General features: G+C 55.4%; 12 protein-coding genes. 3 read left to right on the top strand and 9 right to left on the bottom strand.

Annotation, left to right across the window (positions count from 1 at the left end; genetic code table 11):
* Positions 1-98 precede the first annotated feature (98 nt).
* Both H8K11_06380 and H8K11_06375 read left to right on the top strand, forming a co-directional pair.
* Positions 99-290, top strand: a complete 192-nt coding sequence (locus H8K11_06380) for a 50S ribosomal protein L28 (protein MCS6263369.1) — start codon at positions 99-101, stop codon at positions 288-290.
* Positions 291-548: 258 nt separating this feature from the next.
* A complete protein-coding gene (locus H8K11_06375; protein ID MCS6263368.1) occupies positions 549-923 on the top strand; it encodes a hypothetical protein in 375 nt (124 codons plus the stop codon).
* A gap of 402 nt (positions 924-1,325) precedes the next feature.
* On the opposite strand, the gene H8K11_06370 is transcribed toward H8K11_06375, so the two are convergent.
* From H8K11_06370 to H8K11_06330, 9 genes are all read right to left on the bottom strand, one after another.
* Positions 1,326-1,541: a transposase gene (locus tag H8K11_06370; GenBank protein MCS6263367.1), complete on the bottom strand. Its 216-nt coding sequence runs from the start codon at positions 1,539-1,541 to the stop codon at positions 1,326-1,328.
* A 346-nt stretch (positions 1,542-1,887) separates the two neighbouring features.
* On the bottom strand, positions 1,888-2,157 hold the full coding sequence (locus H8K11_06365; GenBank protein ID MCS6263366.1) for a hypothetical protein: 270 nt from the start codon (positions 2,155-2,157) through the stop codon (positions 1,888-1,890).
* A 579-nt stretch (positions 2,158-2,736) separates the two neighbouring features.
* Positions 2,737-5,043 carry an AAA family ATPase gene (locus H8K11_06360; protein MCS6263365.1) on the bottom strand — a complete coding sequence of 769 codons (2,307 nt, stop codon included), beginning with the start codon at positions 5,041-5,043 and terminating at the stop codon, positions 2,737-2,739.
* A 105-nt stretch (positions 5,044-5,148) separates the two neighbouring features.
* Entirely contained in the window at positions 5,149-7,752 is a 2,604-nt protein-coding gene (locus tag H8K11_06355) for a polysaccharide biosynthesis protein (GenBank protein ID MCS6263364.1), read from the bottom strand.
* The gene (locus tag H8K11_06350) at positions 7,749-8,903 is read right to left on the bottom strand and encodes a DegT/DnrJ/EryC1/StrS family aminotransferase (GenBank protein ID MCS6263363.1); all 1,155 of its coding nucleotides are present in this window, start codon (positions 8,901-8,903) and stop codon (positions 7,749-7,751) included. The genes H8K11_06355 and H8K11_06350 overlap by 4 nt, the downstream gene beginning before the upstream one ends.
* 82 nt (positions 8,904-8,985) lie before the next feature.
* Positions 8,986-10,446 (bottom strand): VanZ family protein, encoded by a 1,461-nt coding sequence (locus tag H8K11_06345; GenBank protein ID MCS6263362.1) that lies wholly within the window; start codon positions 10,444-10,446, stop codon positions 8,986-8,988.
* A 181-nt stretch (positions 10,447-10,627) separates the two neighbouring features.
* Complete coding sequence (gene xrt, locus H8K11_06340) at positions 10,628-11,554, bottom strand: exosortase (protein ID MCS6263361.1); 927 nt, start codon at positions 11,552-11,554, stop codon at positions 10,628-10,630.
* A 46-nt stretch (positions 11,555-11,600) separates the two neighbouring features.
* Positions 11,601-13,172 (bottom strand): GNAT family N-acetyltransferase, encoded by a 1,572-nt coding sequence (locus tag H8K11_06335; protein MCS6263360.1) that lies wholly within the window; start codon positions 13,170-13,172, stop codon positions 11,601-11,603.
* Between the two features lie 31 nt (positions 13,173-13,203).
* A complete protein-coding gene (locus H8K11_06330; GenBank protein MCS6263359.1) occupies positions 13,204-14,265 on the bottom strand; it encodes a glycosyltransferase family 2 protein in 1,062 nt (353 codons plus the stop codon).
* Between the two features lie 669 nt (positions 14,266-14,934).
* Here H8K11_06330 and H8K11_06325 point away from each other — a divergent pair.
* Positions 14,935-16,344 (top strand): hypothetical protein, encoded by a 1,410-nt coding sequence (locus H8K11_06325; GenBank protein ID MCS6263358.1) that lies wholly within the window; start codon positions 14,935-14,937, stop codon positions 16,342-16,344.
* The last annotated feature ends 58 nt before the right edge of the window (positions 16,345-16,402 follow it).

The following is a 16,402-nucleotide window of genomic DNA, read 5'->3' as shown; positions in this document are numbered from 1 at the left end:
TCACCTCAGCAGCTTGTCATGACCTGTGACGCTATGGTAGCATCCCCTCCCATCCAAGGACTAGTCGTTGAAAGACGCCGCAACAAAGGAGTAGGGCCGTGGCATTTGCCTGTGATCTCTGTGGGAAAAAGCATCAAACCGGTAATAACGTCAGCCACGCAAACAACAAGACGAAGCGCGTCTTCAATCCCAACCTGCAGCGAGTGAAGGCGCTGGTAAACGGGTCGGCCTTGCGCATTCGGGTTTGCACGCGTTGCCTGCGGTCCGGCCTGGTTAAAAAAGCCGTCTGATTGCTCCGCATTTCTCCCCCATCTCGTCAGCTCGTGATCTGATCTCACGCCTAAGTTGCGCCTTCTCCCCGCTCGCTCTTCTTCAGATTCGGTACGGCCTCACACACCCCCACGAATAGTCTGCCGCCTCGGACTCACGGAGACCAGGGACGGTGCAGGAAATCTTCTCCAAAGAAGACGCGCCCCCGCTATCCGTGTACAATCCCCTGCCAGACAAGCGGGTGGCAAAAACGGATCCCAGTCGAATCGGGAGGCAACATGATACAGATCAGTCGGTCGCTCAGCCTCGTCATCATCTCCATGCTGCTCGCGGCATGCAGCCATTTTCAGAACCGGGAAGCGGCCTATCTGGATTCCGCCAAGGGGTGGGCCACTCAAGCCCAGGTGCGGGAGAAACTAGGCGCTCCCAAGACTGTTCGACAGGATGAAGGCGGAGCCACCGTGTGGGTGTATGAATTGCGCGAGCAACAGTCCGGGAACCGTCTGACCGCACCCGGAATGTGGTGCGAACAGTATCTCCTCACTTTCGACGACAAGGCCGTGCTCCAGAAATGGAGACAGGTGTCCCATTTCCATGGCGGCGAACTCATGCCACAGGAATGCATTCCGGAAACGGACCAGCCCAAAGTATAGAGAATGGGCAAGAGCTGGTCTGAGAGAGCCACACTCTCTTATTCATCTCTATGTTTTTCTGGCGGAACGGAGGGAAAGAGCAAAAAGGGGTGACGAAGGAAGGAGGCTCTGGGGCTGGAATCGGAGAGGAGGATCTCTGCGGGTACTGATGAGTGAAGTGTTGGAGCGCAAACGAAACTGCATCAGACGATACCGCGCACACTGTCTCTTGCAACAGATGTTGAACTGATCGAGTCGCTTTTCGATATTCAGTCGGATTACCAGACGAGCAACCCTGGTCTCCCATACGGCAACTGCGAGCACGGTGCCGCTACAAATCTATGTATGAGATTTTGGCACCCGGACAGATTGGCTCGCCTGCTGTCTTCACATCTTCATCACGGATGTCCTGAACAATACTGGTTAGCATTCGGTTTTGGCCTGGGTAATGAGTGCTATCCTGAGCGTATTATAGTCCAGCGACAATTCGGCGACCTTTCGCTTCAATTTACGATTTTCATTCTCCAAGTGATGCAGGCGTTCGATGGAACTAGTTCCTTGGGCGCTGAGTTTTTTCCGCCAGCGATAGACCGTCTGCGGCGAAACATGATACCGGCGGCAGACAGTTTTCACAGTCACACCGGCGTTCAGATCCTTAACAATGCACGTCAATACAGTAACACTAAGACGGGAGGGTGGCATGGCTGCTCCTCAATTCTATGTCACTCTATCGGAAAGCGCGCACCGTGGATCGTGGTGTACCAGAGCCGAAGGGTGATTGAAGGGTTCGTACATCAATGCTGCGTCGATCAGGTCCATGCGCACTGCCACACATGAGTGAACGGGACGCATCCCTCTGCAGCACCACAATATTCACATGTGAACGGGTATCTTCACGTCAAGAGAAGAGATTCCACATGTGCCAGAGGAGGGCGAATCGGCTAATTTATCAGGTCTCGCACCGATCTGAGAAGGAGCGGCGAACTCACGGCCATAAGTCCATCGCCATCGTGTGCGCCATCTCAACTTCAGATTCCATTGAGCTTGGGCGCGATTCACCAAAATCGGCACTAAGCCTGATGTCCTCGTTTTGGAATTCAAAACTTTCCCAGGGCACTCTGACGATTTTTCCTGTATCCGCGAGGACAACGTCCGCATGTCTGATTTGCCTGGTGACCGAATCCATGATCAACCGTTTGATAAAGCCCCACTCCTCGCCTTCCAACGTCCTAACGATCAAGCTTTCGGTGCTCATGATACATCCTCCTTGCCACAATACGGCTACATTCATAGGCCAATATGTAATCGATGCGATATCTGGTTCGCCATGCTGGTCATAGATGCCAACTCTGTTCAGACGTCCCAGCGAATCCTGGGCTGGCTCAGAATCGAACGCGCAGGTTGATCGCAGGAACTGTTCCCGTAATCGTCAAATCATCCCTGCCCATCGTGATGGGATCTGAGTATCAGTGAACCAAGAATCAGTTACCGCCGGTACTTGAGCCGAGCCATTCTTCTCACAACCCGAGCGCTCACGTATACGAGCTGGATCCGAGCCTAAGGAGACCGGGCCTTCCCGACAGCCGGTCGTGCGAGGCGTATGGGAGCAGAACCATTGGAGCCGATGCGAAGGGACAGGAGGTCTTCAGCGGCGTACTTCTTCCGCGTCAGGTGGAGCCAGGAAGACAACAGGCGACACGGAGCAGCATGCTCAAGACTGGATTACTCAAACAAACTTCTGAGGGCGCACAATTCAGCAGATTGGGCTAAAAGGGACGCTCTGCATCCCATACTAACATTCTCCCGTCCGGATGCCAGGGTGTTGGCGGCACTGTTACGTCGACTGGACTTTCGCTTGCGTGTAAGAGTGACCATAGACATAGGAAGGCAAGGCATCGCTCCCTACCCGGTTGAGCAACACCTGGAACGGCACACGCGTGCCGAGGGATTTCAGCGCGCGCCTGACGACCTGATGAGGAGTTGAATTGGCGCGCACAACGAGCACCATATGATCGATGTAATTCGCAAGGACATTCATGGTCGCCAAAGGGAAAATGGGTGGTGTGTTGACAAGAATGATATCGAACCGTTCACGCAACTGGGCAAGGATGCTCGGCAGGCGTTCCGTTTTCAATAACTCGTTTATAGACACATCCGAATTCCCGACCGGCATCACCCAACAAGGGACATCGGCAAACTCTGAGAAACAACTCTCGAGAGGAATATCGCTTGTAAGCCAATCGGCCAGCCCCCACTTGGCGACGGTATCAACGTAATGGTCCGGCATCGGAACCGCAAAATCGCAATCCAGCAAGAGCGTGCGCAGACCTAAATCCCGCGCAAGTGTATAGCCGAGATTGATCACTGTCGTTGTTTTTCCTTCTCCTTTGACTGCGCTAGTGACAGCCACAATGGTCGAATCTCCGTTACCCTTCTGCAACGCGAGCCGCGTCGCGGCGACCCGATATTGCTCCGCCACAAGAGAATGCGGCATCCATTTCACAATAAAATCGTCATTCCATGGCTGGGGGCTCCGCGGCTTCAGGTGAGCCGAGGGAATCAGCGCGAGGTCTCCCACAACGGCACCCTGTTCTGCAGGCACAATAGCTGCTGAACGAGCGGTCGGAAAGTACCGCTGCCACCTCAAGCGGTTATATTCAATGGCGAAGTCCGGAATTACCGCAAGTAGCTGCGGTCCCAATATATGCTCAATATCCTCAGGACGACGGAATTGAGGTGTCGAGAGTTCCCGGATCAAGGCAAATCCTGCCCCAAGCGCACATCCGAAGAGGAGCCCAAAAACCATAATCCGGCGCTCATTGGGAGACTCAGGCACTCTCGGAAAACTCGCCGGGTCGAGAATTCTAAATTGAGCACCTTTCTGTCGCTTCTCAAGGTTTTCCGCCACCCTGGCATTGAGGCGCTTCTCCAGAAGCGACCGGTAATTGGTCTTCATGTTGTCGTAGTCACGCTCCAGGATCAACAAGTCCTGTTCGATTTGCGGCGCCTTCTCGATGCGTCGCTCAAGCTCCCGCTTCTCAGTCTGCAGCCCCAGTTGCCGCTTGTTCTGCAGCTCCCATTCGCTTTTGGCTTCTGTTTGCTGTCTCCTCAAATCCTGCAGGTACGGATCGACCGGTTTTTCACCGGGTTTAAGGATATCAGGACCGTATACCTCCGTGAGTTTTCGCTGAACGTCTTGCATCTCATCTCTTGTCAAAACGACGTCCGGGTAGGTATCCCAGAATTCAGCCTGTAACTTGACGAGCTTCTCCCGCAATTCCTTCAATCGACGAAAGAGCGGATCCGGCTCTACCGATCCGGGGACGAGAGAGAGGTTTGGGGTGCCGGACCGTTGATAGTCTCGAATCGCATTCTCTACCAGCGCCAGCCGGTCGGACAGTCGCTGTGAACTTTCAGTGCTGGCTTTCAGGTCGCCTTGCAGCCGGTCGAGAGCACGCAGGTTCGATTCGATCTGTTGAGGGAGTTTTCCCACGTGCAGCGACTTGAACTGACTGATCTCGTTCTCCTTCCGTTCAAGTTCCGCCTTCGCTCTGAGAACTTCCTCATCAAAAAATTCCGTCGTCCCCTCGGCGGTCTGCTCACGAGTTTTCAAATTCTGCTCGATAAACCTTGTAGCCACGCGTGCGGTCACTTCCATGGCGGTCCGAGGACTCTCATGGATAAAGGAGACCGTAAAGGCGTCAAGGCTGCTACGACCCACAAAATTGCCGCGCGGGCCCTTGCCGACCATTTCCACCATAATCCCGTTGGCCAGCGCCGAGACGGCCGCCTCGGGCCCTTCCTTCTCCATTAGGTCCGGATACAAGTGGAATTCGTTCACAATGTCGGTCAGTACCGCCCGGCTGCGTACCTGCTTTTGAATCACGAAGATGCGCTGTTCGAGATTTCCCTCGTCTACTCCCTTCACGTAGTTTTCGGGTATCTTCTGATCTTCGACGAGGATCATGGTCTCTGAGCGGTATAACTTCGTGGCGATGAGACAGTATGTCGCAGCGGCGACCACGGATAAGAGGATGCATGCGACGATGATCCATTTCTGATGTCTCGCTACACTCAAAAAATCGCGAGGAAGGCCAGAATGCGGCTGATCGATCTGTCTTTCGGCATCGAATGTGGTCATCTCAAACTCCAACGGATTGATCCAGTTGCCGTATCCAATGTGTCACTCGCCATGACTACCAGGATCAAAGCATCGGGCGCATATCAACAAGCGTTCAACGAGCGATTATACCGAAGGAGTTGCACCGGACTCCACCAGTGAGTCCGTCTTCCGGGAAACACCGAGATCCTCCATCACCGCGGGCATAGCCGTAACAGACACACTCTCCAGTTCCCCGGGAGAGTGAAACTCTGGAACCAGTTCCCGTAACCGATCGATGGCCCACGTGGTGTGGTTCAGACGGGCGGCTGCTTCCAAAGCCGTCACCTTATTCTGCAAATTGTCGAAATCAATCGGAGCAATGCGGCGAATTCTGAGAATGTTCTCGATCGGGGACGGCTCAGTGGCCTCCCCTTCTCCGACAAGTTCTTCAGAGAGCTTTTCCCCTGGGCGTAACCCAACGAATTGGATCGGAATTTCCTGGCCAGGCACGAATCCAGACAGCCGGATCAAGTTCCTTGCAAGGTCTAAGACACTGATCTGTTCTCCCATGTTCAAAATGTACGTCGCACCTTGCTCCCCTAGTGAGGCGGCCTGCAATACCAGGTGCACGGCTTCGGGAATGAGCATGAAGTACCGCCGCACTCCTGGATCGGTGACCGTGACAGGACCGCCGGCCCGAATTTGTTCCTGGAATCGCAAGAGGACGCTCCCGTTACTCCCGAGTACGTTCCCAAACCTGACGGTGATGAAACGCGTCTTGCTCTGCCGGGCGATCCCTTGGACGATGAGCTCCGCTACACGTTTGGTGGCTCCCATGACACTCGATGGGTTCACGGCTTTGTCCGTGGAAATAAGGACGAATCGCTCCACACCGAACCGGGCGGCCACCTCCGCGACCATTCGTGTCCCCATACAGTTATTCTTGAGGGCTTCCGCCGGATTCAGTTCAACGAGCGGTACATGCTTGTGTGCAGCGGCATGGAAGAAAATGGTCGGCCGGTATTTGGTGACCGTGGAAGAGAGTCGAGCGACATCCGTCACATCGCCGAGGACCGGATGGACAAAGGATCCAAGGCCCTGATCATCCAACTCCTTGGCAATCAAGTAGAGACTGTTTTCATGGCGCTCATAGAGGACGAGCGACTCCGGGCTCAGGGCGGCGACTTGCCGCGACAATTCCGATCCAATGGAACCGCCGGCTCCCGTGATCAACACGCACTTTCCCTGAATCATGTGCCTCATCGCATCGGCCTGTGAATTCACAGCAGCCCGCGGCAGCAGATCGCTCATAGACACGCTTCGCATCTGACTTTCTGCACTTCGATCAGCGAGAAGATCGGACAAATTCGGCAGGGTCTTGATGGAGACCTTGAACGGCTCAAGAGCAGAGATGATTTCTCTCAGAAGCGCCGGCTTGGCATTCGACAAGGCCAGAACAACCTCCACGACTTGCTTCTCAGCGAGCAGTCGAGGCAGGTCGCTGCGGGTTCCGAGCACTTTGACTCCATGAATCCGCTTGTTGAGGAGGGACACATTATCGTCGATGAGTCCCACCGGTTGATACCGAGAGGAACTGTTCGTTTTCATTTCCCGCACGATCCGCTCGCCGGAATGCCCCGCGCCGACAATGAGCACGTTCTTCTTGTGGCGATAGACGAGTTTTTCTCCCAGTAATCGGGACGGCAGCCGGATCCCGGTGACAAGCCCGATTAACAATACGCTGTCGATGATCAGAATCGAACGAGGGTACGCGGTCAACCCGAGCCCCCAATAGACGAGGCCGTAGACGGCCAAGGTACTGATGAAGACGCCACTGACAATCCGTTGCAAATCCCATATCCCCGTGTATCGCCAGAGCCCTTCGTTGAGACTAAACAACATAAACGCGCCTCCCCTTATGGCTAGGAGCCAGGGAAGCACCTGAACAAACAGTTGTGTCTCAGACTCCGAAAGGCTTCCGTCGAAGCGTAACAAAAAGGCCAGATAGTTGGCGCAGACAATGAGGGCAAGGTCCACCACGACGATCAGGGGTCGCCGCCATCGAATCAACCAGGCAATCGCTCTGGATACGGCCTCTCCAAAGGAGTGTTCATGCGAAGATTGAAGTTCAGGTATCTCGCACAGGACGAGAGGCAGGCCAGTCAGTCGGAAGACGGTTTGCGCGATAATGGCCACATCAAATCTCAATGAGGCATTGCGGACATACAGCTTAGCCAGGCGGATTTTCTCAGGAAGAATGACTGTTCGATACTCGTCTTCCGGATCACGTGCCGCGGCCAGAATCGTCGCTTCGTCGACGTACTTAACCGAGGCCAGATCGGTGAGCCCCGGACGTACAGATAAAATTTCACTGTAGTCGGTCTTGAACAATTCGACATACTGCGGAACTTCCGGCCTAGGACCCACCAGGCTCATATCACCCAGCAGGATGTTCAGCAGCTGAGGCAACTCATCGATCTTGTGCCGACGTAACACCCGACCGACTCGAGTGATGCGAGCATCCTCTCCAATCGTCAGCTGGCCCCCATTCGACGAGGCGTCTCTGGTCATCGTACGAAACTTATAGATTCGGAACGGGCGAAACCGTCTACCGATCCGAACCTGTCCAAAGAAGACCGGCCCGGAAGAGTCCAGCTTGACCAGAATGGCAATCAGCAAGAACAGCGGCGATAATGCCAATAGGCCGATCGCGGCAACGAAGAGATCAATGGCTCGTTTCATCATCATCGGGAACCTTGAATGAGTGTGCGAACGACTGAAATGACACGTTGGATATCGGTTTCGGTCATCTTGGGGTAGAGCGGCAGCGACACAATCTGCTGGTAGGCAGTCGTGGCGACCGGGAATTGCTCGGAGGTATAACCCCAGGTGTCGCGGTAGTACGGGTGAAGATGGAGCGGGATAAAATGGACGCTACAACCGATGTGCTCCTTCCCCAGATGCTCAATCAACCGGTCTCGTCCGATCCCCGACCGTTCGGGGTCCAGCCGAATGACATACAAGTGCCATGCATGTTGGACATGAGCCGCCGCGGTGGGAAGCACGATTTCAGGGAGATCCCGAAACCCTTCGTCGTAGAGACCCGCATACCGTTCCCGTGTCTTCCAGAGACGATCGGATTTGTGGAGCTGTGCAATACCCAGGGCTGCAGCAATGTCGGTGAGATTGTATTTGAAGCCCGGCGAGAGGACTTCATAAAACCATGAACCGTGACCGTCGTATCGCTTCCACGCATCACGACTCAGCCCATGGAGACTCATGGTCCGGATTCGTTCCGCCCACTCGGGATTGTCGGTCGTAATCATGCCGCCTTCACCGGTGGTGATGTTCTTCGTGGCATAGAAGGAAAAGCAGGTGCAGTCGCTGATGGTGCCGATCAACCGTCCTCGATAGCGGGCCGGGAGCGCATGGGCCGCATCTTCGATGACACGGAGCCCGTATCGATTTGCGATGTCCGAAATGCGATCCATGTCACAGGGATGTCCTGCAAAGTGCACCGGGATAATGGCTTTCGTTTTCGACGTGATGGCTCGCTCGATCTGGTCGGGATCGATATTCAACGTATCCGGAAGGCAATCCACCAAAACAGGCTTGGCTTTGAAATAGGTCACGACCTCGGCTGTTGCCGTAAAGGTCATCGTGGGGAGAATAACCTCATCGCCCTCCTCGATCCCGATGGCTTCAAGCGCAAGGTGGAGCGCGGCGGTGCAGGAATTGACCGCGATGGCAAAACGGGCGCCTACCATGGCTGCAAAATCCTGCTCGAACTGCTTGGCCCTTGCCCCCGTGGTCAACCAACCGGACCGCAGAACTGAGACTACGGCATCGATTTCCTCCTCCCCGATATCAGGGAGGTGAAACGGCAAGAATTGTGTCATGGTGGATCCTTCCGAATGTGTGGGCATGATGATCACTCGGAACGAGTGATGCACCGGGGTTCGGCTGGCAAAAGATACGCTGTCAGCGAGGGTTGAGGTGATCGGCCAGATGGGGCGCGATTACCATTGAAGCCAAAACGGTACCTGCTCCCACGAGAAGAAGAGAGGGTTCAATCGGAGCATTGAGGGCCAGACTGCGAACGCTTTGAAGAAACGTAAGGCTTACTACGGGAACGGCACATGACACCCACCGCGAATGGATCATCCCCCGATGCCGCACGTTCGCTCGAAACGTGAGGTACCCCAGCGGGAACATGAGAGCGGAGTACAAGGGCCATGCAAACGGCTGTCCGAGGAAGCCAATGAGCCTGTCGATCGAGGCATTCTTGAAGCGTTGCCACCTACGTTCAACTTCGATCCCATTCACGTACGATGTTTCCAAGCCATCATCGTAGCTGACCACAACGTGCCGCGGGACTGTTCCCAATACCTGGTTCATGGAGCCTGCCACCGGGACGGTCCAGCCCCCCCCTTCATGAAAGGGTCCCAAGGACAGGGTAACCTCCTGTTTCCACTCCGTAAGCGCGAAGGCCCCGCGCTCAGGGTTGGTCGAGTAGGAGACAAGACGTGCAGTCCCCCAGTCCTGCCGATCGAAAGGCACAACCCAGGCCTCTACAGAAAAACGACGGTGGGCAAAAAATCGGCCTGCGGAAGGACTCGCGACGGGCCGCGAGAAGAGACTCACACGGGTATCTCGAACCGCCAGACCGTTCGGAGTCAGCCACTCGATCCTCGACGAATCCTCGATCCCAAGGTGGATCGGCACTGCGGGACCGTCGATGCCGGTTCCGGAAGCGCGAACGGTGCGAGAAAAATCATAGCTGAAACGCTGCCCCTCCTCGACCCGCGGCAAGCCTGATCCCCGATGTGGACCGGCAGAGAAATTCGTTCTGACCTCCGCTTGGTGAAGCACACGGTTGTAGAGAGAAATGAGGTAAATCTCACCACTCCAGGACCTTTCTGTAACATCTTGGCTTCCGAGGTAGAGATCGAATTCAGAGGTCCACTCGGAAAAATCCTTGGCGAGGGGAAACGGGACGCCAAACAGAAGGCCCAAGGCCAAGGCGTAACTTACAAGCGGAAGCACCGACGACGTTCCAGATCTGAAAGCGTGACGATCGGTTTGCCGAGGCGCGCGACTCAAACGGTGAACTACGTAGCCGACCCCTCCGACGAATGCCCCCAGGATATTTAAAACAATGTCACTGATCGATGGATGTCTGGGAAGCAGCACCTGCAAGCATTCAATCCCCGCACTCATCAGGCATGCCGACGAGGTGCCTAGCAGCAACCTCGTCGCCAACGGCCGCGTGGCGACGACAGGCAGCGACGGAAACAAGAAACCGAATGGCACGAACAAAAGGAGGTTGGTCCAAACGTCCCACAGCGTCGCACTCGATAAACCTTCGAATCCCTCGAACGTGTTCCGGACCTGAGTGAGAAGTGGTTCCGACGAATGAATATGAAACGTAAACGGCGTCAACGCAAAGAAGAGCAGGTATGTGAGATAGACCCCAAACAGCACTCCTCCTCCGCCCTGTCATACTCCGAGATCAATCAACCAGCGACTCGACCGGGACAATGCTCTGCGTCACGCCTGGCTCAACGCCGAACCTCCCATGTCGCGTATAGGAACCACTTTTGTTTCGATCCCTGCGAACAATTCACGCTGAATCAACCTGGGACGATCCTCCGGCAATCGTATCCTCCGTTGCCTCCTCAGCCCAGATCGTCCCTATCCACCCCAGAAACACGATTGTGATCCCATACACGAGATAGCTGAACACCCGGTGATCCGTGCCTTCAGCCAGTCCCACAAAGTCGAAGAAAATGATGCTGAAGGCCCTGACTCCGTTGGCCAGAATCAAGAGCACGCCGCACAGAATGAGGAACGCCACACGCCGCAGCGCCTGGCGATACACCATCGCCGCATACATGTACCCCAATGCAAGTCCCGGGATCACATATCGCAGCCCGGCGCAATCCGTTGCCACCTCCCACCGGCCCGAAGGGATGCTGATGAAGTACCCCTCGCGGAGTAAGGGAACTCCAACGGCATTCAACGTCACCTCCAGAAACGCGGTCGTGAAGTCCTGTAACCATCCCTCGACCGCTGTCCCTATCGGCAAGGCAAAGACCAACAGTCCAAGAGGGAAACACAGAATGCGAAAGATAGCGGTGCCGCACAGGGTCCAGAGGAGCGCCGGGAGCATGGCGACCAGGGAAACCTGCTGCCAAAACACATCTTCATTGATGTATCCCTCCCACCAGCTCCAGGCCAGGAGGGTAAAAATGCTTGCCCCGAGCGCGCTGCGAGCCGGCAAAATCCCTATCAGACGTTCACGATACACCCAGAGAAGATAGATCGTGGCGGGCAATATCAAGAAGCCATGCGTAAATGTCCTCGATGCTGTCCAGGCATCAATCAGGGTTTGAACCGTCGGCCAACACACATATAGAACGATGGTCCACGCGAGGCCGATGGCCGCCGTGACGATGGGCCACCGAAATGGCCATTCCCGACCATGCCAGAACCGCCGCGGAGGAATCCCACCCCAGGTTTCATGCCCGAAGTATTTCGACACGTTCATTGTGATGATCGGTGAATAAGAAACGGTAACGCCATAGTTGGGTGCGTCAGGAGAGGGGGGAGCCGTCCGGTGGTGGAGTCAGAGCCGGACGGCCTGGTGTTACCCCTTGCTGCCGATACGCGACCGATTTGCGGCGGCGAGTATGTCGGCTTCGCCAGCCGATCAAGCCGGCGAAGCCGGCGCCGAAGAGCAAGATCGTCCCCGGCAGGGCAACGCTTCTTGTGTCGTAGCTCCAGTTCGTCCGTTGGCTCCAGTATTGACGGAATTGTTGCCAGTTCGGCCACCAGTTCCAGGTTGCTTTGTGAGTAGTCGCCCCAAAGGGCAACACAGCCGCTGGATTGACCGCCTTGACTGCCGGCAAGAGGATAGGTGTCGCCTGAGCGCCCGATGTTTGGAGCGTAAGTACGGTAACGAATACCGCCGCGACAGCAACAATGCGCACGATCGACGTCATGATGCGCTCCTTATGTAATATGTTTGGATCACGGGAACCCTCGCACAAAGCCCGATGACACAACCTTCGGTGACTGTCCGGTAAGGTCATGAGGACTTCTGGATCCTCCTGAGTCTCTGCCGATCCAGGCCATTCGGCTGATGAACGGGGTCGATCCGCGATGGTCTCCACCCGACCGGCAATCCGCTGGCGCCAACCAACCACCTGTTTTGTCAAGTTGCGAAGGGACGCCAATCCCGGATACTTTGATTTACGCAACCAGGGTACCATGATCTCACGGCCTCCAAACTTCCGTTTGTATTCACCACCACCTCCCATGTCATACCGCCGGATGCCTCTCGCCTTCCAATACTGCATGGCGTACCATTGAATCGCTTCATTCGGTCGAGAGCCCAACGATTCCCTCCAACTGGCCCCTCCCCAGAAGTACATGGTGGTGTTCATTGCCGGGAAAATCCCAGTGGCGATGCATCGACCTTGAGGATCACGTGCGCGCAAGAGAAGCAACTGGCCCGTGTCCGACAAGCAGGTGATCAATTCCCGTACCCGTTCCACACCATATGTCGGCACTAACGATCGTTTTTGGAACACCTCTTGAAGCTGCGCATAATACTCCCCGGCAAAGGCAGCATCCTGCGCCTCCTCGATGGTGACCCCGCTCTTTTCCGCTCGCCGGATACAGCGCCGGCAGGCAGGCGCCATATTGGAGAAGAGCTGTTCGAGGGTCTGAGTCAGGTCGATTTCAAACCCTCCGAACTCTCGATACTCAAAGTCGAGTCCGTCGGCATCCTGGACCCGCAGGTTGCGATCCATCATTTCGATGTGGACGCACCCCAAACGCTCGAACGCCAATCGCTGGAGGGCTTCCAGTGCGGAACGCCGCGAGACGCCCGGCAGGAGATTCATGCCCATGTATGAAGTCGTCCAACCCGGCAGCGGGCTGCCGAGAATCTTGAGGCCGAACCGTTTCACGATCAGTCCACTGAAGTAGCCCAACGTCCGGGTTCCGTCACGGAGGCAGGCAAAAATAGGTTCGGCCCTCTGCGTCTTGGTGACGAATGCGAGCCAAGCCGGCGACTGAAAGATCGTCCGGTCTTCGAACGTGTTCAGGATTTTTCCCCAGTCTGGAAACGGCAGGTGGATTTTTTCAAAAGTAGGACTCATCTGCCCACATCCTCTAGGTATCGGACTGTACTTACCGTGCTGCGGGGCCCCGCGACAGTGTGGACAATGATTGTTGCGGTCCCCTGCGAATGACTACGAAATCCCACAGACCGCGCAGGAAGCCAAGCCCGTAACTCACATGGTAGGTAGCGAACACTACGGGGAGAACAGGAAGGAGTTTCCAGCCGCGCTTAGCAGCCGTGACGAGGGACGCTCCGAGTATGCCGGCGGCATAGAGGGCGACCACGGTGGCCAAGACCCAGATTGCGGGACGCCACCACAAGGAGAGAAGAAACAACCCCGCCAAGGACAATAGAGACAGACCAGGAATCACATGCCGGATAGAGGCCGGAAGTCGATGCTTTTGGATGACGCGGACTTTCCAGTATCCATACTGGCAGTACTGTCGAAACAGATCCCGAAGTGATCCTCGCGGTCGGTACCAGCTCTTGATGCGTGGTGATTGCCAGATTTTGCCGCCCGAACGTATGAGCCGAAGATTAAACTCATCGTCCTGATTGCGGACCAACTCTTCATCAAAGAGACCGATCTCCGAGAAAACCCTGCGTGGCCAGCATCCGTAGGGAACGGTATCGACAAAACCTTCGTAATCGGGATTGTGAAATCGTGCACCACCCACGGCGAACGGTGAGTGATAAGCGGCCGAAATGGCCGTCTGGAAATAACCTTCTCCGCTCGTCAGCGCCGGACCTCCGACGTTCTCGGCGCCCGTTTCCCGAAGCGCAGCGATGCATTGCCTGATATAGTCAGGAGCATAGAGCGTGTGGGCATCCATGCGTATGATGATCGCACCACGAGCTGTCTCCAGAGCGGCGTTCAATCCACTCGACACTATACGCCCTGGATTCTCGATGACTCGAACACGGGGATCGTGGTGCGCGATATCCCACAGGACATTGCGCGTGTTGTCCGTTGAGAGGCCGTCTGCGACGATCAACTCCATTCCATCCCCCACCGGTTCTTGCTGAAGGATCGAGCTCACGCAATCGGCGATCGTATCCTCCTCGTTTCGGCAAGGGACGATTACTGACACCTCTATCGGAAAATTTTTGGTTGACTTCTCAGGTGGCATATGAATAAAAAATGACTCGCAACGTGGTCATGCTCCCACTCCGCTAAGATACCAACTGGTGTTTCGAGTAGCGCCAGCCGCAGTGTAGTTTCGCTTGAACGTAAGTTTGAGGAATACCTCAGGCTCTTACGTGTACATATTTCGCCGGCCAGGAAACCTCATGATGACAACGCTTTACCCACGTCATAGTGTTCCCTGAGAGGAATTCCATACAGTTCTCTCTTGCCGCGTTCACGCTAAGTAGTGAAAACACTTGATAATGCCACTGGCATGTAACTGGCATTAGGCAATTACTCATCTACAATATTGTCGAATGGTGTCAGCACACCAAGGGCTGGAACAAACAAGATTCTAATGTTCGTCTCCTAGAAAGGAACACCAATGGAGAAGTTCTTCAAAATATCAACAGCAGCCATTCTTGTTCCGCTCCTCTTTGCGCTGTACTCCCCTTCCGCTGGCTGGGCCCAGACCGTTTCGATCGCTGGATATAGAGTTATAACCTCACCAACACCCGTGAAACCCGGCGAGAGTATTACATTTTCATGGCAGGCTCCCAGCGATCACTCAACCAGGGATTGGATTGGACTGTTCTTGAATTTCCAGCCGTCAAACGGGGCCACAACTTTGAAGTTAAAATTTGTTCCGAGCGGAACGAGTGGTTTTATAACCATGACAACTCCCGCTACCCAAAATGGCTTGACCTATGAACTTCGCTATTTTTTGAAGGATGGCTGGACTGAGGCGGCCAGAAGCAATCCCATCACGGTATCATCAAAAGCGACCGCGCCGACCGCGCCCCCCCCTCCTCCGCCCTCCCCTCCTGCCACCACTGCACCGACCTCGACATCGACTACCCCCACATCCGGCAGTGGAACAACCTCGACTCCAACGGAGCCTTCCTCATCGCCGACACCCTCGACCACCTCCGGCCCTTGTCCGAACGGGGCGCCGCTCGCGTTTGAAGGCGCTGAAGGGTATGGCCGCTGCGCGCAAGGCGGGCGTGGTGGGGTGGTCGTGGATGTCACGAACCTGAACGACTCCGGACCCGGCAGCCTGCGTGACTGCGCGCAGGTGATGAGCGGACGGCGGACCTGCCGCATCATGGTTGCCGGCACGGTGAGCTTGGGTGGATACGACATCACCATCCGCAATGACAACGTGACTATCGACGGATCGGCCTATCCGATGGCGCTGAAGGATGGAGGCATCGCCGTACGGGCGAATCATACGATTATCCGACACTTGCGGGTCAGGCCAGGCCCCTATAGCTGGATCACACGAGGGTACAATGCGAACGGCATTGTCTACCTGAGCCGTGAAGATGGGTCAGGCACCTGGGACCATATTGCGGATCATGTCTCCGTCTCGTGGACCACGGATGATTCCATTGGGGTCATCAACGGGGCCAAGAACATTACCATCCAAGACAGCATCATCGCAGAAGGACTGATCTCAGGGGCCAAGTGTAGCAACTGTAGTTCAAAAGGCATCCTGGTCGGAACCGGCAATAAAGAAACGCTCAGCGTCCTACGCACCCTCAGCGCCCATGTGTTCTTACGGTTTCCGAATGCGACGGGTGGCGAAATTGATTGGGTCAACAATGTTGACTATAACTCAAGCGGCGTCACCTCGCAGATTGTTCCTTACTATTGGCCGGTACATATCAACATGGTGGGGAACTACTACAAGGATGGGCCAACTAGTCGCGCGTACAATGGCGGCTTTAATCTCACTTACAATGTGATCCGCACGATGGGAAGTTTCGCCTACTCGGCGCAATCCGGGATCTACGTGGCAGACAATATCGGACGGCACTGCAATGCTGGCGATCCTCCGAAATGCATCATCTGGGGTGATAACGGTGGGATTACCATACAGGCGCAACGGTATCCCCACCCCCAGATGTCCACAGTATCAGCGGCAGCGGCTTACGACTTGGTCCTGAACAACTCGGGAGCGAAACCGCGTGATGCAGCGGACGCCCGTGTGGTGTCTGATGTGAGAAACGGTACTGGAGCCTGGATCTCTGACCCTCTGACCGTTGGCGGCTGGCCAGTGCTCTCATCGGGAATGCCCTAACCGGCTGCCGACGACGGGGGAATATCCATACTGTTCATGAAGTTTCGGCTTCGGAGTT

This window comes from Nitrospira sp. (assembly GCA_024998565.1).
In the GTDB taxonomy this organism is placed as follows: Bacteria; Nitrospirota; Nitrospiria; order Nitrospirales; family Nitrospiraceae; genus Nitrospira_A.
Note: the sequence above shows the minus strand (reverse complement) of the source record. Positions and strands in the feature narration are given on the sequence as shown.

Excerpts from the sequence above, each read along its gene's own strand:
- H8K11_06360 (MCS6263365.1), bottom strand. The coding sequence starts at position 5,043 with ATGACCACATTCGATGCCGAAAGACAGATCGATCAGCCGCATTCTGGC.
- xrt (MCS6263361.1), bottom strand. The coding sequence starts at position 11,554 with ATGAACGTGTCGAAATACTTCGGGCATGAAACCTGGGGTGGGATTCCT.
- H8K11_06335 (MCS6263360.1), bottom strand. The coding sequence starts at position 13,172 with ATGAGTCCTACTTTTGAAAAAATCCACCTGCCGTTTCCAGACTGGGGA.
- H8K11_06325 (MCS6263358.1), top strand. The coding sequence starts at position 14,935 with ATGACAACTCCCGCTACCCAAAATGGCTTGACCTATGAACTTCGCTAT.
- H8K11_06375 (MCS6263368.1), top strand. The coding sequence starts at position 549 with ATGATACAGATCAGTCGGTCGCTCAGCCTCGTCATCATCTCCATGCTG.
- H8K11_06365 (MCS6263366.1), bottom strand. The coding sequence starts at position 2,157 with ATGAGCACCGAAAGCTTGATCGTTAGGACGTTGGAAGGCGAGGAGTGG.
- H8K11_06330 (MCS6263359.1), bottom strand. The coding sequence starts at position 14,265 with ATGCCACCTGAGAAGTCAACCAAAAATTTTCCGATAGAGGTGTCAGTA.
- H8K11_06355 (MCS6263364.1), bottom strand. The coding sequence starts at position 7,752 with ATGATGATGAAACGAGCCATTGATCTCTTCGTTGCCGCGATCGGCCTA.
- H8K11_06350 (MCS6263363.1), bottom strand. The coding sequence starts at position 8,903 with ATGACACAATTCTTGCCGTTTCACCTCCCTGATATCGGGGAGGAGGAA.